The sequence below is a fragment of the Komagataeibacter xylinus genome (genome assembly GCF_031081985.1).
In the GTDB taxonomy this organism is placed as follows: domain Bacteria; phylum Pseudomonadota; class Alphaproteobacteria; order Acetobacterales; family Acetobacteraceae; genus Komagataeibacter; species Komagataeibacter xylinus_E.
This window is the reverse complement of sequence record NZ_JARWSK010000002.1, coordinates 20,632-40,157: the sequence shown is the minus strand read 5'-3', so window position 1 is coordinate 40,157 and position 19,526 is coordinate 20,632. Positions and strand designations below refer to the sequence as shown.

The 19,526-nt window shown below is 64.2% G+C and carries 21 protein-coding genes; 13 read left to right on the top strand and 8 right to left on the bottom strand.

Features of this window, described 5'->3' with window-relative positions:
• Nucleotide 1: 1 nt before the first annotated feature.
• Nucleotides 2-1,564 carry a TSCPD domain-containing protein gene (locus tag QEG70_RS03960; protein ID WP_308719488.1) on the bottom strand — a complete coding sequence of 521 codons (1,563 nt, stop codon included), beginning with the start codon at nt 1,562-1,564 and terminating at the stop codon, nt 2-4.
• 257 nt (nt 1,565-1,821) lie between these two features.
• On the opposite strand from QEG70_RS03960, the gene QEG70_RS03955 reads away from it, so the two are divergent.
• From QEG70_RS03955 to QEG70_RS03925, 7 genes are all read left to right on the top strand, one after another.
• Entirely contained in the window at nt 1,822-2,190 is a 369-nt protein-coding gene (locus QEG70_RS03955) for an NADH-ubiquinone oxidoreductase subunit NDUFA12 family protein (protein ID WP_308719487.1), read from the top strand.
• A 59-nt stretch (nt 2,191-2,249) separates the two neighbouring features.
• Nucleotides 2,250-2,786 carry an outer membrane lipid asymmetry maintenance protein MlaD gene (gene mlaD, locus QEG70_RS03950; RefSeq protein ID WP_308719486.1) on the top strand — a complete coding sequence of 179 codons (537 nt, stop codon included), beginning with the start codon at nt 2,250-2,252 and terminating at the stop codon, nt 2,784-2,786.
• A complete protein-coding gene (locus QEG70_RS03945; RefSeq protein WP_308719485.1) occupies nt 2,783-3,001 on the top strand; it encodes a hypothetical protein in 219 nt (72 codons plus the stop codon). Before mlaD ends, QEG70_RS03945 begins: the two co-directional genes overlap by 4 nt.
• The gene (locus QEG70_RS03940; protein WP_308719484.1) at nt 2,998-3,621 is read left to right on the top strand and encodes a DUF2155 domain-containing protein; all 624 of its coding nucleotides are present in this window, start codon (nt 2,998-3,000) and stop codon (nt 3,619-3,621) included. Before QEG70_RS03945 ends, QEG70_RS03940 begins: the two co-directional genes overlap by 4 nt.
• A 95-nt stretch (nt 3,622-3,716) precedes the next feature.
• Nucleotides 3,717-4,472, top strand: a complete 756-nt coding sequence (otsB, locus tag QEG70_RS03935; protein ID WP_308719483.1) for a trehalose-phosphatase — start codon at nt 3,717-3,719, stop codon at nt 4,470-4,472.
• Complete coding sequence (locus QEG70_RS03930) at nt 4,460-5,812, top strand: alpha,alpha-trehalose-phosphate synthase (UDP-forming) (protein ID WP_308719852.1); 1,353 nt, start codon at nt 4,460-4,462, stop codon at nt 5,810-5,812. Before otsB ends, QEG70_RS03930 begins: the two co-directional genes overlap by 13 nt.
• 6 nt (nt 5,813-5,818) lie before the next feature.
• Nucleotides 5,819-6,328, top strand: a complete 510-nt coding sequence (locus tag QEG70_RS03925) for a disulfide bond formation protein B (RefSeq protein ID WP_308719482.1) — start codon at nt 5,819-5,821, stop codon at nt 6,326-6,328.
• Here the strand turns inward: QEG70_RS03925 and QEG70_RS03920 are convergent.
• On the bottom strand, nt 6,282-6,458 hold the full coding sequence (locus tag QEG70_RS03920; protein WP_078526178.1) for a DUF1328 domain-containing protein: 177 nt from the start codon (nt 6,456-6,458) through the stop codon (nt 6,282-6,284). The two genes, QEG70_RS03925 and QEG70_RS03920, sit on opposite strands and share 47 nt — an antisense overlap.
• 159 nt (nt 6,459-6,617) lie before the next feature.
• On the opposite strand from QEG70_RS03920, the gene QEG70_RS03915 reads away from it, so the two are divergent.
• The 3 genes from QEG70_RS03915 (at nt 6,618) to QEG70_RS03905 (ending at nt 10,881) form a co-directional block, all read left to right on the top strand.
• Nucleotides 6,618-8,678, top strand: a complete 2,061-nt coding sequence (locus tag QEG70_RS03915) for an NAD(+) synthase (protein WP_308719481.1) — start codon at nt 6,618-6,620, stop codon at nt 8,676-8,678.
• A gap of 150 nt (nt 8,679-8,828) precedes the next feature.
• Nucleotides 8,829-10,145 carry a hypothetical protein gene (locus QEG70_RS03910; protein WP_308719480.1) on the top strand — a complete coding sequence of 439 codons (1,317 nt, stop codon included), beginning with the start codon at nt 8,829-8,831 and terminating at the stop codon, nt 10,143-10,145.
• A 466-nt stretch (nt 10,146-10,611) separates the two neighbouring features.
• Nucleotides 10,612-10,881, top strand: a complete 270-nt coding sequence (locus QEG70_RS03905; RefSeq protein ID WP_010514654.1) for an HU family DNA-binding protein — start codon at nt 10,612-10,614, stop codon at nt 10,879-10,881.
• Nucleotides 10,882-10,929: 48 nt separating this feature from the next.
• Here QEG70_RS03905 and QEG70_RS03900 read toward each other — a convergent pair whose 3' ends face one another.
• Genes QEG70_RS03900 through QEG70_RS03890 form a run of 3 tightly spaced genes read right to left on the bottom strand, consistent with a single transcriptional unit; the run spans nt 10,930 to nt 13,669 of the window.
• Nucleotides 10,930-11,517, bottom strand: coding sequence for a LutC/YkgG family protein (locus tag QEG70_RS03900; RefSeq protein ID WP_308719479.1), 588 nt, complete (start codon nt 11,515-11,517; stop codon nt 10,930-10,932).
• Nucleotides 11,514-12,929 carry a lactate utilization protein B gene (locus QEG70_RS03895; RefSeq protein WP_308719478.1) on the bottom strand — a complete coding sequence of 472 codons (1,416 nt, stop codon included), beginning with the start codon at nt 12,927-12,929 and terminating at the stop codon, nt 11,514-11,516. Before QEG70_RS03895 ends, QEG70_RS03900 begins: the two co-directional genes overlap by 4 nt.
• A complete protein-coding gene (locus QEG70_RS03890; protein ID WP_078527997.1) occupies nt 12,926-13,669 on the bottom strand; it encodes a (Fe-S)-binding protein in 744 nt (247 codons plus the stop codon). The genes QEG70_RS03895 and QEG70_RS03890 overlap by 4 nt, the downstream gene beginning before the upstream one ends.
• Before the next feature lie 106 nt (nt 13,670-13,775).
• On the opposite strand from QEG70_RS03890, the gene QEG70_RS03885 reads away from it, so the two are divergent.
• Nucleotides 13,776-14,714, top strand: coding sequence for a LysR family transcriptional regulator (locus QEG70_RS03885; RefSeq protein ID WP_308719477.1), 939 nt, complete (start codon nt 13,776-13,778; stop codon nt 14,712-14,714).
• A 14-nt stretch (nt 14,715-14,728) separates the two neighbouring features.
• Here QEG70_RS03885 and QEG70_RS03880 read toward each other — a convergent pair whose 3' ends face one another.
• From QEG70_RS03880 to QEG70_RS03870, 3 genes are read right to left on the bottom strand one after another with little or no spacing between them, the layout of a single operon-like run.
• Nucleotides 14,729-15,790: a zinc-binding metallopeptidase family protein gene (locus QEG70_RS03880; protein ID WP_308719851.1), complete on the bottom strand. Its 1,062-nt coding sequence runs from the start codon at nt 15,788-15,790 to the stop codon at nt 14,729-14,731.
• Entirely contained in the window at nt 15,787-16,698 is a 912-nt protein-coding gene (locus QEG70_RS03875; RefSeq protein WP_308719476.1) for a transglutaminase family protein, read from the bottom strand. Before QEG70_RS03875 ends, QEG70_RS03880 begins: the two co-directional genes overlap by 4 nt.
• Nucleotides 16,695-16,931, bottom strand: coding sequence for a hypothetical protein (locus QEG70_RS03870; protein ID WP_308719475.1), 237 nt, complete (start codon nt 16,929-16,931; stop codon nt 16,695-16,697). The genes QEG70_RS03875 and QEG70_RS03870 overlap by 4 nt, the downstream gene beginning before the upstream one ends.
• A gap of 45 nt (nt 16,932-16,976) precedes the next feature.
• On the opposite strand from QEG70_RS03870, the gene QEG70_RS03865 reads away from it, so the two are divergent.
• Nucleotides 16,977-18,443: a circularly permuted type 2 ATP-grasp protein gene (locus QEG70_RS03865; protein ID WP_308719474.1), complete on the top strand. Its 1,467-nt coding sequence runs from the start codon at nt 16,977-16,979 to the stop codon at nt 18,441-18,443.
• Entirely contained in the window at nt 18,425-19,450 is a 1,026-nt protein-coding gene (locus tag QEG70_RS03860; protein WP_308719473.1) for an alpha-E domain-containing protein, read from the top strand. The genes QEG70_RS03865 and QEG70_RS03860 overlap by 19 nt, the downstream gene beginning before the upstream one ends.
• The last annotated feature ends 76 nt before the right edge of the window (nt 19,451-19,526 follow it).

The window sequence follows — 19,526 nt, the reverse complement described above, 5'->3', positions numbered from 1 at the left end:
GTTATCCGACCAGCCGCAGCCCGCGCCGCCGGGGGGGCGTGTCATCGCCATCGTCATTGCCGGAGCCGGGCAGGTCGAGCGGCAGCATGGGGGCGGGGCTTTCGGCCAGCGTCTCCTCATGCGGGGCATCGGGTAGCCTGCGGCCCAGATAGGCATCAGACAGGGCGCGGAAAGCATAGTCGAGCATGGATGTGGCGTAGGATGCAACCGGGTCGCCCTCCACCGTGCCAGCGGGGCCGAACTGGGTATAGGCAAAGGCTTCCACATAGCTTTCCAGCGGCGCGCCGTATTGCAGGCCGATGCTCACCGCCTGGCCCAGCGTGTCCATCAGGCCGCGCACCATCGGGCTTTCGCGCGTGGGCGTCAGGCTGATTTCACCAAGCGAGCCATCGGCATATTCCCCCGTGCGCAGGAACAGGCGGTGGCCGCCGATGCGGGTCTTTTGCGTAAAGCCGCCATGGCGGGCGGGCAGGTGGCGGCGCACGCCGCGCTCCAGCCCCGCGCGGGTGGCCAGCGTGTCACGCGTGGCATCGGGGCGGGCGGGCACGCGGTCCACAAACCCGCTGAGCGCGCGATGCATGGCCTGATGCGAGGCGGCGGCAGGCAGAGGCAGCACGCTCTCGCCCGCAAGGGTGGCGGCGAAGGCGGCCTCCAGCGTCAGGCCCCGGCTGGACAGGCGGGCCAGCGTGCTCATGGCCAGCCGCCCGTCAGGCCGCAGCGGGGAAAAGACGGGGGCCAGCCCGCAGGCTTCCACGCCAAGCAGCGCATCAATGGGGCCGGGGGTGGAAAAGCCGGTCTCGACACGGGCTGCGGGCTGGTCGGTCTCGACCGCCGCTTCCTGCCACACGCTGCGCGCGATCTGGCTCACGCCGGGCAGGATGCTGCGCACGGGGGGCAGGGGCATGGCATCGGCCCCTTCGCCCGCATGGGCCACGAGGGTGGCAAGGGCCACGATGCTGCATGCCGCGTCGCGCCCGGCCTCGCTGTCGTAATCAAGCCCCAGCCCGGCCAGGCAGGCATCGAGGTTGGTCAGCAGCAGCGCACCCGCAACCGTGGGGCGTTCATGGGGCTCGCTGGCGGTGGACAGGGCCACGGCGCGCAGGTGGGCCACCGCGCCGCCTTCAGGCTCGGGCAGGGGCAGTTCGCCATTGCGCATGTGCAGCTTCTGGTGCGCAAGGGTGCGCAGCACGCGGGCGAGCAGGCGCAGGGCCGCCACGAAATCGCGCGCCATGAAGCTGTTATCGGCCTCGACAAAGGCGGCGAGGTTGATCACGAAGGCGGGCCTGCGGTCATGGTGGCCATGCCACAGGCTTTCGCTCGGTGCGGCCTGGCGCATGAGCAGCAGGCACGACAGCGCGCGCGCGACCGGGCCAATGACCGGGCCGGACACCTCGCCCGCGCACAGGTCATCAATCCATCGCGCCGCGAGTTCGGGCAGGTTGGCGGGGCCATGACCGGGGGCCAGCCGGGCCACGGCCTCGGCTGCCGTGTCATCCCAGTCGGCGGGCAGGGTTACGGAACGCGGCGCGTCGTCTGGGTCCGCTGCGGCTTCAACGGTACGCATACGCACGCCGTTCCAGTGGCTTCGTGCTGTCATGCTTTATGTTTACCGGGCGGCAGCACGCTGGCGGAACCCGTTTGCGGCGGAGTCGCAACTATACATGGCCCTGAATACAGTGGATATGGGGGATAACTGTGCACAGGGCGCATCCACCCCCATCACCGCGCCGTGAGGCGGGGGTCTTCTGATCCCGCAGATGTGACGGTCGCGCACGCATATGCGCGTGGACCGCGCCGCCGCCGCCGGATTAGGCTTGCGGCATGGCAAATCTAGGCACCCGCATCTATACCCGCTTCAGGGGGCGGCTGGTCGGCAAGGATGCCGATGGCCGCTGTTATTATGAGGCCCGCACCCCCAACCGCACCGGCGGCGGGGAAAAGCGCCACGAGCGCTGGGTCATCTACCATAAGGGCGAGGACGCATCCGCCGTGCCGCCCGAATGGTGGGGCTGGCTGCATCACATGGAGGCAGCCCCCCTGCCCGAAAGCGCGCGCCAGCCGTGGCAGCAGCCTTGGCAGCCCAACCAGACCGGCACGGCCAATGCCTATCATCCGCCGGGCAGCGACTGCCGGGGCGGCCAGCGGGCTTCAACCACCAGTGATTATGAGGCATGGTACCCCGAGGGATGAAACCCGTGGCGTAACCTGCTAGGGTGCGCGCCATTGGATATTGGGGAAGCTTTGCCACCATGGTTGCTGCTGTTTCAGGGCGCGCGGGCCGTCAGCCAGCGGAACTTCTTGCCGGTTTTGCCGTGCTTGCCGTGCTTGCGGGGCTGCTGGCCTATGCCGTGCTCGACAAGGGCCGCCCGCATGAAACCGGCTACAGGCTCAATGCCGCGTTCACCCATATTGATGGCCTGTCCATCGGCTCGGATGTCAGGCTTGCGGGCATTACGGTGGGGCAGGTGGTCGATGAGCGCGTCAACCCCCGGACGTATGGCGCGCAGGTCACCTTTACCGTGCGGCCCGACATCAAGCTGCCTGATGATACGGCGGCCATCATTACAAGCGACAGCCTGCTTGGCGGCAAATACATAGCCCTCTCGCCCGGTGGCGATGACAGGATGCTCGCCCCCGGCGGCACGATTGGCGAGACCCAGGGCGCGATCAGCCTCGAGCAACTGCTCAGCAAATTCATCTTCTCGGTCACCGATACCCTGACCAAGGCCCGGCAGGACAAGGCAGGCCAGGCCACACCCCCCGCGCCGGGCGGAGACGCGCCATGAGCAGCGAAAACGCCCAGCCCGCCATGTGGCCGCAACGCGATGGCACGCCGGTTTCATGCCGCGACAAATTGCTGGTGCTGCGCGAGAACCATGAGGAAGTGCAGACGGTCCTGCAGGATGCGTTCGAGGATGCCGTGCTGATGGGCGTGGATGAGGCGGCCATGCGCCAGATCCTGATCGACGTGGTCAACACCCTGCGGAGCCCCCACGCATGAGGCGCCTGATCCGCTTTCTGCCCGCCCTGCTGCTTGGCTTCCTGCCCGGCCTTGCCCATGCCACCGAATGGCTGGCGCGTCCCGCCATTTACCCGCCCGATACGTGGCAGGGGCGCACGGTGGCGGTGGTGCGCGTGCTCGACAAGCTTGATGCCCATACCGAACTGCTCAACGTGCCCGTAGGCCAGGACATGCCCTATAAAAGCCTGACCTTGCGCGCCACGTCATGCCTGCAGCGCCCCGCCACCCTGCCGGCCGATAGCACTGCCTGGCTGGACGTGCATGACGCGCATGAGGGCATGGCCGCCTTTCAGGGCTGGATGGCGGTAGCCGAGCCCGCGACCGGCGTGTTCCAGAATCCGCTTTATGATGTGCAGCTCGTGGGTTGCGCAGGTGATAATGTGGCACCCATGCCGCCGCCACTCGCCGCTGTCGCCGCCCCTACGGAGGCCGCGCCCGCCATGACCACGCCAGATGGCCAGCCCGCATCGCCTGAAGCGGGTGGGGGGAATGCCACGCCCATCGCGCCCCAGGCCGCGCCGCAACCGGTTTCACCACCGATGCCCGCCATGCCGCCCGAACCTGCTGATGAAGGGGCAGCCCCCCTGATGTTGCATTAGAAAATTATTTAATTTGTGTCGTATAAATGCTGCAGCCCTGACAGCACGCTTGTGGGCTTGCGTATTGTCCCGCTTTGCCAGAGGCTAGACCCACCATGAGCAAGACACCCTCCCTCCCTTCGCTCGATCGGCTGCCGCCTCCCGCGCGGGCAGCCTTCCTTCTGGATTTTGACGGCACGCTGGTGGATATCGCGCCCACGCCCGAATCCGTGGTGGTGGCGCCGGGCCTGCGCGACACCCTGCGCCGCCTGCGTGACAAATGTGGCAATGCGCTCGCGGTCATTTCGGGCCGTCCCATCGAGCAGATCGACCATTTCCTGCCTGATGTGCCTTATGCCGTGGCAGGCGAGCATGGCATCGCCATCCGTCATGCGCCGGGCCAGCCCATCGAGCGCGCGGCGCTGCCGCCCGTGCCGAAAGCATGGATGGAAGAGGCGGAAAGGCTTGCCAAAGCTCACCCCGGCGTGCGGATCGAACACAAGAAGGCGGGGCTGGTGCTGCATTACCGTGGCGCGTCCGATGCAGGCCCGGCTCTGGGCCGGATTGCGGATGAATGGGTGGAGGCCACCCACGGCGCGTTTCATGTGCAGGCCGCCAAGATGGCTTGGGAAATCCGCCCCGCTGGCATCGACAAGGGCCATGCGGTCGAGGCGGTGATGAAAAGCGCGCCGTTTGCAGGCCGGCTGCCCATTTTCGTGGGCGATGACGTGACTGATGAAGATGGCATGCGCGCAGCGGTCAGCCTTGGTGGCGTGGGTTTCCGCATTCCCAATGATTTCCCTGATCCGGCGGCCTTCCGTGCATGGCTGGCCCAGTTGGCGCAGGGGGGCGATGGCGCATGGGGCGGCTGATAATTGTATCCAACCGCGTACCTTCACCGCGTGAGCGCAGCCAGCCGGCCGGTGGGCTGGCGGTAGGGCTGAAAGATGCCCTGCGCGAGGGGGAATCACTCTGGTTCGGCTGGTCGGGCAAGCAGGTGCACCTGCATGGCGGCGACCCGGTGCCCCGGCTCGACAGGGTCGATAACGTCACCTACGCCACCATTGACCTGACCCCGCTGCAATATGAGGGGTTCTACCAGAATTTCTCCAATGGCATCCTGTGGCCGCTGTTCCACTACCGCGTCGGGCTGATGAACTATTCCCGCACGGACTGGAAGACATACCTCGCGGTCAACGCCATGTTCGCCCGCACGCTGCTGCCCCTGCTCCGGCCTGATGACACGATCTGGGTGCATGACTACCACCTGTTCCCGCTCGGGCAGGCGTTGCGTGACCTCGGGGTGAAGTGCCGCATCGGCTTCTTCCTGCACATTCCTTTCCCGCCATGGAGCCTCGTGCGCTCGCTGCCCGGCGCGGACCTGCTGCTTGAAGACATGCAGAGCTACGACCTCATTGGTGTGCAGACGCCCGAGGATGCGGAGAACCTCAACCATTCCCTGCAGGCCAACGGGCTTGCGGCGCGCGGGCAGGCTTTTCCCATCGGCATCGACCCCGACGAGTTCCGCGCGCAGGCTGAAAAGAGCATGGAAGGCCCGGAGGTCGAACGGCTGGAAGGCAGCCTGCGTGGCGCCAAGCTGGTGCTGGGCGTGGACCGGCTGGATTATTCCAAGGGCCTGCCCGAGCGGTTTCGTGGCTATGAGGCGCTGCTGGCGCGCTACCCCGAGCATCGTGGCAAGGTCACGTTCCTGCAGGTGGCCCCCATCTCGCGTGGCAGCGTTGAGGAATACCGACAGTTGCGCCGCCAGCTTGATGAACTGACCGGGCGGATCAACGGGGCCTATTCCGAATTTGACTGGACGCCCATCCGCTACATTACCCGCCCGCTGGCGCGTGAGGTGCTGGCCGGGTTCTACCGCCGGGCCGAAGCCGCCCTGATCACGCCGCTGCGCGATGGCATGAACCTCGTGGCCAAGGAATACGTGGCCGCCCAGGACCCGGCCAATCCGGGTGTGCTGATCCTGTCGCATTTTGCCGGTGCCGCGCCGGAAATGGATGAGGGCATTCTGGTCAACCCCTATGATCCCGACGAGATTGCCGATGCCCTGCACGCCGCCCTGACCATGGGGCTGGCGGAGCGGCGCACGCGTTGGCAGGCGCTGGAGCAGGAAGTGAGCAGCACCACGGCCATAAGCTGGGCGGCTGATTTCCTGCAGGCGCTTGACGCGGCACCCATGGCGGGGCGGTCATAGCCGCCCATGCGTTCAACCGCTTTATTGATGGTAATGGCCGGGTGCGCCGCGCTTGCGGTGGCCTGGTGGAGTGAATACACGCTGGGCCATGTGCCCTGTGGGCTGTGCCTGTGGGAGCGCTGGCCCTATCGGGTGCTGGCGGGGCTGGGGCTGCTGGGGCTGGTGCTGCCACGTGATGCAGCGCGTGGCGCGCTGTGGCTGTGCATGCCGGTGCTGCTTGTAGCGGCTTTCCTTGGCGGCGTGCATGTAGGGGTGGAGCAGGGCTGGTGGCCCAGTCCGCTGCCCGAATGCCGCGCGCCCACGTTTCATGGCGGCAGTTTCGCGCAGCGTCTGGCCTCCATGCCGCGCCGCCCGGCCAAACCGTGCGATGCGGCAACCTATCTTGTGCCCGGCGTGCCGCTTTCCATGGCGGCGATGGGCGGGATCTACGCGCTGGCGCTGATCCCTGTCGTGCGCCGGGGGTTACGGATCAGGGCGAAGTTCCGCGGCCGCGGCCGAAAAACAATCCAAGGATGAACAGCACGATGAAAATGAAGAACAGCACCTTGCCGAAATAGGCAAACGTGTCCGAAATGCCGCCGAAGCCAAAAACCGCGGCGATCAGGGCGAGAACAAGGAATGTGATGGTCCAGCGTAACAGGTCCATGATCCGGTTCCTTCCGATCGATGTTGTGACAGACGCGGGCATGACATCCGCCCCTTAACAATGCGCCAGAGGGCGACGGGTTCATCGCAATACGTTATTTTGGCCCGGCGCGGTCGCGATCCGAGCGGGGTTTCGCGCAGATCAGGCGGGAGGCAGCCCATGAAAGACGGCACGGATACGGCAGGTTTTTACAGCCTGTACAACCATGGCTTTGCCCGGCTCGCAGCCTGCACGCTGCCCGTGGCGCTGGCCGACCCGATGGAAAACGCGCGCCGCACGCACCACGCCATCCGCGCCTGCCACGAGGCGGGCTCCGTGCTGGCCGTCTTCCCCGAACTCGGGCTGTCGGGCTATGCCATTGATGACCTGCGCCAGCAGGATGTGCTGCTTGATGGCGTGCGCGAGGCGATTGGCTGGCTGGCCGGGCAGACGGCGGGCCTGCTGCCGCTGGTGCTTGTCGGTGCGCCATTGGCCGTGGGCGATGCGCTGCATAACTGCGCCATCGCCCTGCATGACGGGCGCGTGGTGGGCGTGGTGCCCAAATCCTACCTGCCCAATTACCGCGAGTTTTACGAAGCGCGTCAGTTCACGCCCGGCGTGGGCCTGCGCGGTGGCACGGTCACCCTTGGCGGCGAGGCCGTGCCGTTTGGCACCGACCTTCTGTTCCACGCGCCTGCGGTGCAGGGGCTGGTCGTGGCCGCCGAGATCTGCGAGGACATGTGGGTGCCGCACCCGCCAGGTGTTGATGCCGCCCTGGCCGGAGCCACGGTCATTGCCAATCTTTCAGCCAGCAACATCACGGTGGGCAAGGCGCGCACGCGCACGCTGCTGTGCCAGTCGCATTCGGCGCGCTGCCTGTGCGCCTATGTCTATGCCGCGGCGGGCGAAGGCGAATCCACCACCGACGTGGCATGGGACGGCCAGACCTCGATTTTTGAAAATGGCGTGACACTGGCGCAAAGCGCACGTTTCCCCTCGGGTCAGGTCACGCTCATGGCCGATGTGGACCTTGACCTGCTGCGCCAGGAACGCCTGCGCATGGGCACCTTTGCCGATAACCGCGCCCAGACCACGGCAGGCGTGTGGCGGCATATCGACCTGTCCATCACCCCGCCCGCAACCGACCTGGGGCTGCGGCGCGACATTGCGCGCTTTCCCTTCGTGCCCAGTGACCCGGCCCTGCTCGATCAGGACTGCTACGAGGCGTTCACCATTCAGGTCACCGCCCTCAAGCGCCGCCTGCTCGCCTCACGCGCCAAAACGCTGGTCATTGGCGTCTCGGGCGGGCTGGATTCCACCCATGCGCTGCTCGTCGCCGCCCGTGCCGCGGAGGAATGCGGGCTGGGGCGGCAGGCGGTGCTGGGCTACACCATGCCCGGTTTCGGCACTACGGGCGCCACGCGCGACAACGCGCATGAACTCATGGCCGCCCTTGGCGTGCAGGCGCGCGAGATCGACATCCGCCCCGCAGCCCGCCTCATGCTCGAGCAGATGGGCCACCCCTTTGCCGCGGGCGAGCCAGTGTATGACGTGACATTCGAGAACGTGCAGGCGGGCCTGCGGACCGACTTCCTGTTCCGGCTGGCCAACCAGTCAGGCGGGATCGTGATTGGCACCGGCGACCTGTCGGAACTCGCGCTGGGGTGGTGCACCTATGGCGTGGGCGACCAGATGGCGCATTACAACGTCAATGCAGGTCTGCCCAAGACCCTGATCCAGCACCTGATCCGTTGGGTCATGGCCAGCGGGCGCGAGCAGGCGCGCACCTGCACGGTGCTCGAGGCCATCCTGTGCACCGAGATCTCGCCCGAACTGGTGCCCGCCACCGCAACGCAGGCGGTGCAGAGCACGGAATCGCTGATCGGGCCTTACGAGCTGCAGGACTTCACGCTGTTCCATGTGCTGCGCTATGGGTTCCGTCCTTCAAAAATCGCGTTCATGGCGCTGCATGCCTGGGGCGATGCCACGAGCGGGGACTGGCCCCCCGGCTTTCCGGCGCATGACAGGCGGGCTTACACATTGGTGGAAATACGCCACTGGCTGGGTGTGTTCCTCAACCGTTTCTTTGGTTTCAGCCAGTTCAAGCGCTCGGCCATGCCCAACGGGCCGAAGGTGGTGGCCGGTGGCGCGTTGTCGCCGCGCGGTGACTGGCGCGCGCCATCGGATGGCAATGCCCGCCTGTGGCTGGAAGAACTGGAGCGGCGCGTGCCACAGGATTGATCCAGATCAATCTTGATTCCGAATTTCTTAACCCATTCCTGACAGATACGGTCCTGAAAGAATGCTTTCTCCGCTCCGACCGGGCGGCGGGGCAGCGGATCATCTGCGGCAAGGCCGGTTCCTGCCGCCGTGAGACAAGGAACGCAATGAATGGGATACGTGACCGTAGCCGGTGCCACCGGGCTCACGCTTGGGCTTAACCAGGACACGACTGCGCTGATGCAGGGCCTGCAGCAGGATGCGGCGCAGAACGCCCTCAATGCCTACAATGCCCTTGAAGAAGGGATCCCCCAATCGGAAATCAACTCGCTGGAAGGAGACAGCAGCAATCCCGCCTGGGGGGCGGTGCTGGCTGCCCAGGCTGTGGGCGTGGTGGCCATTGACGGTGCGCTCAAGCAGGATTCGGGCGGCAGTATCGAGACGCTGGCCGGGGCCGGCACCTATGATGCCACCGCCGGCACGGTGGAAATTGGCAGCACGACGGGCAGCACCCTCGACCAGGAGATCAACATCGAGGGCGGCTCTGGCGCAACCAATGTGATGGATGGCGACGAAGGCACGGTGGTTTACGCTGCGGCTTCAGGCAATGTAGATTATTATGCTGCTGCGGGTGATACGTTCTTCCTCAGTGGAACAGGGCAGGATGTCATCCACACCATGGGCGGCACGGACACCATCCTTGCCTATGATGGCACCCCCACCGTAACCGGCGACTGGACTGCCCCCGGCGCAGTGACCAGTACCGCCACGCAGTTCAGTGGCGATGACAGCACGCTTGATCTGTACAATGGCGTCGTGGTGCAGGATGCCGCGTACGATACGATCAATACCGCGAGTATGGATGGTTTCTTCAACAGCGGATCAGGCAACACGACCGTCACCATCACTGGCGGCGCGTATGACACCATCAATGCTGGCACCGCGCTGGTGGTGAGTGGTCTGGATGACAGCACGATCAATACCAGCGGGTCGGCTGCGCTGACCTTCATCAGCGCGAGCACGGCTTCGCCCGTGGCCGATACCATAACGGGCAGCAATGCCACCATTTTCGGCGCGGCCGGGGTGGACCTGACCGCTGCCACCAGCGGCACGACCACGTATTATGCCGGTAGCGGCAATGAAACGCTCGATGGCGGGACCGCCGGCGCGGTCTATGCCGTGGCAGGCAGCGGCAACGATACGCTTGTGGCTGGCAGTGGCAACGACACGCTTGTGGGCGGGAGTGGCGCGACCGAATTCGCGTTCATCAAGGGCAAGGATGGCGGCACCGACATCATCCAGGATTTTGGCAAGTCGGCCGGTAACGCCATTCTCCTGTCCGGCTATGATGCGACTCCGGCTTCCATCCAGTCCATGCTTGACCAGGCCACCGTCAGCGGCGGCAATACAACCGTAAGCCTCGATGACCACACCCAGATCACCTTCGTGGGCGTGACCGACCTCAAGGCGCAGAATTTCAAAAGCTGACACCGGGGGGCGGAATCGCCCCTCACCCAGCGTGCATGGGCCATAAAGGTGGCCAGAACCACATGCCAATGCGCGAATGTGCAAATTAAAAGAGTTTTTGGTGAAGTTTTTTCACAAAAGCTTCACATAGCGTGATTTTTTTCAAAAAAAGAAAATTTTTCTATAATTTAATCGTTTTCTATCAATGAGTTGAAGTCGAATCAATTCCCAATGATGCTTTATCGATATGAAGTGTTCAGGGTGGAAGATATCGGTGTCCAGCACGGCAAATTTATGAATTCAGCCGGTTATTGCTGCGCATATCAGCGATAATTTTCATGTGATAACAAAAAATTGCTGGTCTAACCTCAGTCATCAGGTTACAAGCCGCGACCGTCCGGCCCGGTGGGGCAACTGGCCTGTTTTCAAGGCGGGTACAGGATATTTACGAAATTCATTTCCAGCCCGGAAGGAGTAGGCAGTTCCGATGAGTAAGGCCTTCATTGCAGCCGTCATTCAGGATTCGATTGATTGCACTGGCGTCGCGGCCAATCAGGCCGCATCTGACCTGATTGCGGCCATTGTCAAGGAACTGAAGCGCGAGGGTGGCTTCACCCTGCCGTCTTTTGGCACGTTCACGGTCAAGAAGACCAAGGCCCGCAAGGCGCTCAACCCGCGCACGGGCGAGCCGGTCAAGGTCAAGGCAGGCAAGACCGTGCGCTTCAAGGCCAGCCCGAACCTGAAAAAGGCTGTCTGACCTTTTGATATCCGGCCCCTTCCCATAAGGAAGGAGCCGTTGAAGCGTTCAGGTAAACCAGACCGAGAGCGAACGCACGCCCTGCGCGCCACGGATCAGCACGCCCTGAATATCCGCCGTGGCGGAGGGGCCGCTCATCAGCACGCCGTAATTGGCGGTCTTGAACTCGGGCCGCTCCTGATAGGCGGTGTGCATGTTGGCGGTCAGTTGATCGGCTGCCAGCAGCACCACGATATGCTGGCCGAGATGGGCAAACGAGTTGATGGGCAGTTGCGCTTCACTGAGGAAGATCGAGCCCATCTCCGCAATGCCGAAAGGCGCGCGCACCACGGTAACGTCGATGGCGGCGGCATCCTGCGGGGTCTTTACCTTCTCGACTGGCAGCGTGCCCTTGGCTTCGGGCACGTTTGAGCAGATCACCTTGGCATCGGGGTGGCGGCGCAGAATGGCCTGATCCAGCGTTTCACCTTCCACCGGCTCCAGCACGTCGCCGCCCAGGATCCTGAGGCTGGTGATGAAGCGCTCGCGGCTGGCATCAAGGTCGCCAAGGGTGGCAACCGGCGGCAGCGGATGGTTTTCCGGCGTGGGGCGGTTGGCCCGCAGGGCCTGCAGGATTTCGTCGCGTGCGGTGCTCATTTCTTGGTCTCCGGTGCGGCGGCGGGCGTGGCTGCGGTCTTGCGGTTCTTGCGATACCAGTCATTGAAGGTCTGCTTGACCGGATGCGGGTTTTCGCGGTGCTTGCCCCACGGGTTGAGCCAGTTATAGAGCACGAAGCGCGGCATGGTGCTGAGCGAGACCTCGGTGGCCTTGATGGCGGCGCGGTACATCCTGGGCTGACCCATCAGCTTGCCCGCCATGTGCATGATCTCGCGCTTGACGAACGGCATCTCGTGGTGCTGCACCAGCACGCGGCGCCATTTGTAAAGCTGCTCGTGGATGTTGATCTTGACCGGGCAGACATTGGTGCAACTGCCGTTCAGCGTGGAGGCATAGGGCAGGGTGCTGTATTTGCGCTCGTTGAAGGTCGGGTCGATGATCGCGCCGATCGGGCCGGAATACACCGCCCCATAGGACAGCCCGCCCGAGCGGCGATAGACCGGGCAGGTGTTCATGCATGCGCCGCAGCGGATGCATTTGAGCGAGGTCCAGAAATCTTCCATGCCCAGGCGGGCGGAGCGCCCGTTGTCAACGAGCACCACATGCATCTCGCCACCCTTCTGCGGGCCACGGAAATGGGTGGTGTACTGCGTAATGGGCGAGCCGAGCGCGCTGCGCGAGAGCAGGCGGATGAACACGCCCATATCCGCCATGCGCGGCACGAGGCGCTCGATGCCGATGGTGGCGATGTGCAGGTTGGGCACCGTCGCACTCAGGTCGGCATTGCCTTCGTTGGTGCACACGACAAACGTGCCGGTTTCCGCCACCACGAAGTTGCCGCCGGTCATGCCTGCATCGGCATGCAGGATAACGGGGCGGGCGGCCTGGCGCTGGGCCTCGGCCAGCAGGTGCGGATCACGGATGTTGGGGTCGGTGTGGTAGTCCTTGGCGAAGATCTTGGCCACGTCCGCGGTCAGCTTGTGCACCGCTGGCACCACGATGTGGCTGGGCAACTGGTCATCAAGCTGCTGGATGCGCTCGCCAAGGTCGGTCTCGGTTACGGTCACGCCCTGTTTGGCAAGATAGGGCCGCATGTCACACTCTTCGGTGACCATGGACTTGCTCTTGATCAGGTTGCGCGCGTTATGGGCTTTCAGGATCTCGCCCACGATGCGGTTATGCTCCGCCCCGTCGCGCGCCCAGTGCACGTGAATGCCGTTCTTCCTGGCATTGGTCTCGAACTGCTCGAGGTATTCGGGCAGGCGCGAGAGGGTGTGTTCCTTGATGCGCGAGGCCTCCTCGCGCAGTTCCTGCCACTCGGGCAGGATGTGCATCTGGGCATCACGCTTCTGGCGCATGTCCCACAGGCGTTCATCATGGAACTGCAGGTGGGGCGTATCCTCGATGAAGTGCTCCGCCGCCCTGGCGTGATTGACGGGCTTGTCGCTCATTGGGATGCTCCGTTGAGGATCTGCGCAATGTGAATGAAGCGGATCGGCACGCCCGCGCGCTCGGCGCAGCCCTGCTGGTGCATGATGCACGATGAATCAGCCGAGACGATGTATTCAGCACCTGCCTGATGGTGGTCGCGCACCTTGTCCACGCCCATCTTGGCGGATACGGCCTCTTCCGTAACCGAGAAGGTGCCGCCAAATCCGCAGCATTCATCAGGCCGCTTGGGGGTGGCGAAGCGGATGCCCTTGACCTTGCTCAGCAGGTCCATCGGCTTGGAGAAGGGTTTTTCGCCCAGTTCCGACATGCTTGCCGTGCGCAGCGCGCGCAGGGTACCGCAACTGTTGTGCAGGCCAACGGTGTGGTTGAACTCGGCCCAGGGGAAGGCATCGACCTTCAGGATATCGTGCAGGAATTCCACCAGTTCATAGGTGTTTTCGCGTACGTGGCGGACTTCATCCGTCTGGGGAATCGCATCGAAATTGTCACGCACATGGTGCGTGCAACTACCTGACGGCATGACGATCTTGTCGTATTTGGCGAAGTTGCGCACGAACAGGGCTTCCGCCGCCGCGGCATCCGAGTTGCAGCCCGAGTTGCCCATGGGCTGGCCACAGCAGGTCTGGTCCAGCGGATATTCGACATCCTGCCCCAGTTTTTCCAGCAGCTCCAGCGTGGCAATCCCGGCATCGGGATAGAATGCGTCGATATAACACGGAATGAACAGGCCAATTTTCATCAGGGGATACTCATCCTCAGCACGGTTGGGGCGAAACGTGGCGCATGGCATGTTATTTCGTCAAATATATATTGAAGAAGATTCCCATATATAATTTATATGGAACATGGATTTAAGGCATTTACGATATTTCGTGGCGGTTGCCGAGAACGGAAGCTTCACGCGTGCTGCAGAGCAGATAGGCATGGAGCAGCCACCTCTGAGCCAGCAGATCAAGCAGCTTGAAAATGAACTCGGCGTGCTGCTGTTCCAGCGCCTGACGCGTGGCGTCAAGCTGACCGATATCGGCCTTGTGCTCCTTGACCAGGCCCGCGCGCTGTTGGGCATGCAGCAGCAGTTCATCGCCACCGCCACGGGGCTGGCGCGTGGCGAGAAAGGGCATATCCGCGTGGGGCTGGCGGGTGCGGTCTCGCTGCTGCCCATGATTCCGCTGACCGTGCGCCGCTTCCGTGAAATGTGGCCCGATGTGACCATCTACCTTGAGGAAAGCAACACCCCCGCCCTGCGCAAGGCGCTGCATGACCGCGCGATCGACATTGCCGTGGTGCGCCCGCCAGTGCCCGATGGGGCGGGGCTGCTGGTCTCGCCGCTGCTGGAGGAGGAAACGGTCGTGGCCCTGCCCAAGGGGCACCCCCTGGCCGTCCACCCGCATCTGGAACTCGAGATGCTGGCCGATGAACCCTTCATCATCTTCCCGCGTGAGCTGGGGCCGGGGTTTCATGATGCCATCCTGTCCGCCTGCCACAATGCGGGCTTTACACCGCGCATGGGCCAGCAGGCCCCCCAGATCGCCTCGACCGTGCCGCTGGTTGCGGCGGGGCTGGGGGTTTCGGTCGTGCCACGCTCGCTGCGCCAGATCCATTCCGGCGGCGTGACCTATCATTCGCTTGGCGCCAAGGCGCCACGGGCGGAACTGGCCATTGCCATGCGCGCGGGCCAGCATGTGCCGCTGCTGTCCAATTTCATCTCGACCCTGCGGGCCTGCTGCCGTGACATGCATGCCGGTGCGCAGGTCATCGCGCTGGGTGATGCGGAAGGGGAATGACAGAAGTTGGCTGACTACCCCACGCGGCTCTCGCGGATAAGCGCGTGGATGAAGGCAAGTTTGCGCAGGATGTCGGGCGTGAGCACGAAGGGGTAGAAATCGGGTAGCCCCATGGAGCGGTTGAGGCTGTTGACGGCATAGGTCAGCGGCAGCCAGCCCTGCGTAATCTCGTCGAAGGTCATCTCGGTATAGGGGTCGCGCGTGACGCTGGCGCGCAGCGGTGGCGCCTGCGCGCCCCGCGCATCAAGCGACATGCCATACGCCCAGGCGGTCTCGAGTGTCGAGATGATGTGCAGATAGTGCGCCCATGTCTCGGCAAAGTCCTCCCACGGGTGGGAGGTGGCATACTGGCTGACATACCGCCCCTGCCATGCGGTGGTGGGGGGAGCGGCGTAATAGGCTTCAAGGCTTGCGCCATAGTCGCGCCGGTCATCGCCAAACACCGCGCGGCAGGCGGCCTGGCGTGCGGGGCCTGCGTCGCGGATGAGCACGTTCCAGTAATAATGGCCGATCTCGTGGCGGAAATGGCCGAGCAGGGTGCGGTAATATTCCCCCATTTCCAGCCGCAGGCGTTCGCGCTGGGCGTCATTGGCCTCATGGATGGCAATGGTGATGATGCCATTCATGTGCCCGGTCATGGCGGGCGTGCCATCGGGCAGGCTGTCCAGAAAGTCGAAGGCCAGCCCGCCCTCGGGGTCCTGCCTGCGGTTGCGCAGTGGCAGGCCAAGGCGCAGCAGGGTGTAGAACAGCCGGTGCTTGGCCACTTCAAGCTTCTGCCACCGCTCGATATTGCCGGGCACCGACAGGTTGGGAATGGTGCGGTTGAAGCTGCACGCAATGCAGTAGGCCTGCCCCGGCTGCGCCAGCCAGTTGCACGCGCTATGGGCGTTGTTGGCGCATAGCGCGCGTGCCTGATCGGGGGCGGCAAGCGGCTTCCACAAATCGCCGCCCAGGGCATCGAGCGCGCTGAGTTCGGTCTGCTCGGGCAGGTAGCCCAGCGTGTGGCCACACCGTTCGCAGGCCGTATTCTCGAAAAACAGGATCTGCTGGCACGACTGGCAGAAAAACAGCTTCATGAAGACAGGCTCGACCGCAATGGCCCGCATGCGGCATGCGGGGGCTGCACGGTGGTGTGCATCGTCGCTTCGAAGGTGGCCGTACACTGGTCAAGCAGCCCGCTCACCGGGGCGGCCTGCTGCGGGCGGGGGGCCGCGGCCAGCGCCACATGCCCCTGTGCCGCCCGCAGGCCCGATGTCGTATCCAGCCCGACCCATCCGGTGCCGGGCACATGCACCTGCGCCCAGGCATGGAGTTCGCAGCCCAGTTGTTCGGGCGCGCAGCGCTCGGGCTGGAACAGGTAGCCCGACACGAAACGCGCGGCAAAGCCCAGGCGGCGCAGGACGGCAATGAGCAGCCACGCGGTGTCACGGCATGACCCCGCACCCTGGCTCAGGGTCTCCTCGGGCGACCACACGCCCGCTTCGGGGCGGATGCGGTAGGTGATGTCGGCCGCGATGGCGCGCGTCAGGTCCATGAGCAGGTCGGCCGTGGGGCAGGGCAGGCGCGCGCGCCATTTTGCCACCAGCGCATCGAGGTGCGGCGTGGGTGTGGTCGGGGCATCGGTAGCGGCGGGGTGCCGGTAGGTGACAAGCGACGGGCCGTCATCCACGCTCTGCGCCGTCCAGATCCGCGCGGCAGGTGCCACGGCAAGGGGGCGGGGAATGATGGGCGTCTGGTCGGTGGTGAGGGTTGCGGTAATATCGAAATGCGTGACACGCCCCTCAAACGTGACGCGGGCAACGCGGTTGCCAAACGGGTCATGGCACCATGCCTGCGTGCTGGGCGCGGGGCTGATGCTGAGTTCGTGCGCGAGCATGGTGGCGCAGCCGGGCAGGGGGTGCAGGCGGATGGTCTGCGGGCCGAGGTGAACAGGCCGGTCGTAGCGGTAGCGTGTGTGGTGGACCAGCATGGCACGCGCGTTCATGTAATCCTGAGCCTCGGTAAACTGTTCCGCCTGCCATCGTGATCCCGGCGATGGTGGTTTGGACATAATGGGTATGCCGCCCCCACGGTATCAGGATTGGCGGTGGCAGCAATATCGTATTTTTTCGGCATTTTGACCGGAAAGGGAAGGGATTGCAGATTCGTTCTTGGCAAGAGACGATTTTCTTGCTCCGCTAGTAATGGATCGAAATGAAACAGCAGGTGGGTGGACATGATTCCTTCACGCCTGATCCTCCTCCCCGCAAGCGGAGGCAGGGCATGAGTGACATGAAGATGGCGGCACAGGCCGCCGGGCTGTTCGCGACGTATGATGTCCCGGATTTTTTCTGTGAACTGCTCAATCGCAAGGACATCCCGCCCGCCGGGCTGCAACAGGTGCGTGACCGGCTGGCCCGCTTTGACCTTGCCGAACTGCGCCGGCGTGCCGCAGCCGTCGAGGCCCAGTTCTACCGCCTCGGCATCACGTTTACCGTCTATTCCGATCGCGAGGCGATCGACCGCGTGCTGCCGTTCGATGTCATTCCCCGCGTCTTGACAGCGCCAGAATGGGATCATGTCGAGCGTGGCGTGCAGCAGCGCGTCAGGGCCATCAACCTGTTTCTGCACGACATCTATCACGAGCGGCGCATATTGCGTGATGGCGTCATCCCCGCGTCACTGGTGCTGGGCAACGCCAATTACTGCCAGGCCATGGTGGGGATCGACGTGCCCGGCGGGGTGTACGTGCACATCAATGGCACCGACCTCGTGCGCGACCGCGATGGCCGCTTTCTGGTGCTCGAGGACAACGCGCGCACGCCCTCAGGCGTGTCCTATGTGCTCGAGGACCGGCAGATGATGCTGCGCCTCATGCCCGACCTCGCCTCGGGGCTGGACCTGCGCCCGGTCGATGAATACGGCCCCCGCCTGCACCGCGCACTGGCCGAGGTGGCGCCTGCCGGCGTGGATGACCCGCAGGTGGTCCTGCTCTCGCCGGGCATCTACAACGCCGCCTATTTCGAGCATGTGTTCCTTGCACGCGAGATGGGCATACCACTGGTGGAAGGGCGCGACCTGGTCGTGGAGGATGGCCGCGTTTACATGTGCACCGTGGCCGGGCTGCAGCCGGTGCATTCCATCTACCGCAGGCTCAATGACGACTTTCTGGACCCGCAGGTGTTCAACCCCGACAGCCTGCTTGGCGTGCCGGGGCTGGTCGATGCCTACCGGCGTGGCAATGTCACGCTGGCCAATGCCATCGGCACCGGGGTGGCCGATGACAAGGCGGTCTATGCCTACATGCCGCGCATCATCCGCTACTACCTTGATGAAGAGCCGATCCTGACCAATGTGGAGACGCATATCTGCGCCGAGCCCGAGGGGCTGGCCTACACGCTGGCCAACCTTGAGCACCTTGTGGTCAAGCCGGTGGGCGAATCCGGCGGCTACGGCCTGCTGATCGGCCCGCACGCAACCCAGGCCGAACTGGAGGATTTTCGCGGCAGGCTGCGCGCGGACCCGGCCAATTACATCAGCCAGCCCGTCATCAGCCTGTCGGTCTCGCCCACGCTGTGCCCCGCAGGGGTCGAGGCGCGGCATGTGGACCTGCGGCCCTTCGCCGTGACGGGGCGCGATACATGGGTACTGCCCGGCGGCCTGTCGCGGGTGGCGCTGCGCAAGGGGTCGCTCGTGGTCAATTCCTCGCAGGGTGGCGGGGCCAAGGATACATGGGTGCTGGCGTCATGACACAGGTTTCGGTTTTTCCCACCCCGGTGCTGCCGGGCCTGCGCAACCTGCTCTCGCGCTACGCGGAAAGCACGATGTGGCTGGCACGCTACATGGAGCGCATCGAGAACATGGCCCGGCTGATCGAGGTCACGGGCACGTCGGTGCATGCCAGCAACATGGATGCGGGGTGGGACAGCGTCATCCGCATCAATGCCGATGAAGATACGTTCTTCCTGCGCCACAAGGTGGCGACCGAGCGCAGCGTGGTCGAATTCTATATCATTGACCCCGACAACCCGGATTCGATCGTGTCCATGGCGCGGTGCGTGCGCGAGAACGCCCGCGTGCTGCGCCCGCTGATCTCGACCGAGATGTGGATGCACCTCAATGTCTTTACCCGCTGGGCCATGGATCTCGGGCCGGATGATGTGGGGGCAGGCTATCTGTCCACGCTGTGCACGCGGCTCAAGCAGGAATGCCAGACCCATTTTGGCATAACCGAGGGCACGCTGTACCGCGATCAGGCCTGGCTGTTCTACCTGCTGGGCAAGAACCTTGAGCGCGCAGACCAGATCACGCGGCTGATCGACATCAAGTACCACACCCTGCTGCCCAGTGGGGAAGGGGTGGGGTCGGACATCGACCTGAGCCAGTGGACATCCGTGCTGCGCTCGGCAGCGGCCTATCACGCCTTTCGCCGCGTGCTGCCCGAGGGCATGACGCCTGCCAATATCGTGGGCTTCCTGCTCAAGAATGACGGGTTCCCCCGTTCGCTCTCCACCAGCCTGCGCTGTGTTTACAGCGTGCTTGGTTCACTGGCGGGAGAATACCGGCTGCGCCATTGCGGGCCGATTCTGGAGCGGGTGGAGGAACTGCGCGTGACACTGGCCGAACAGACGGTGGAGGACATCATCCTGCGCGGCCTGCATGAATACATGGACTGGATCCAGCGCGAATTGCGGCTGATCCAGAACGAGATTGCCGGTGCCTTCTGGCCTCCTGTGGCGTTGCAGGTGGCAGGTTGAACACCGCCGCCTTTTGGGAAAAAAGGCGGCACCCCAAAACCTGCATTCTTGAGATTGGCGCATGACGCCGGTTCCG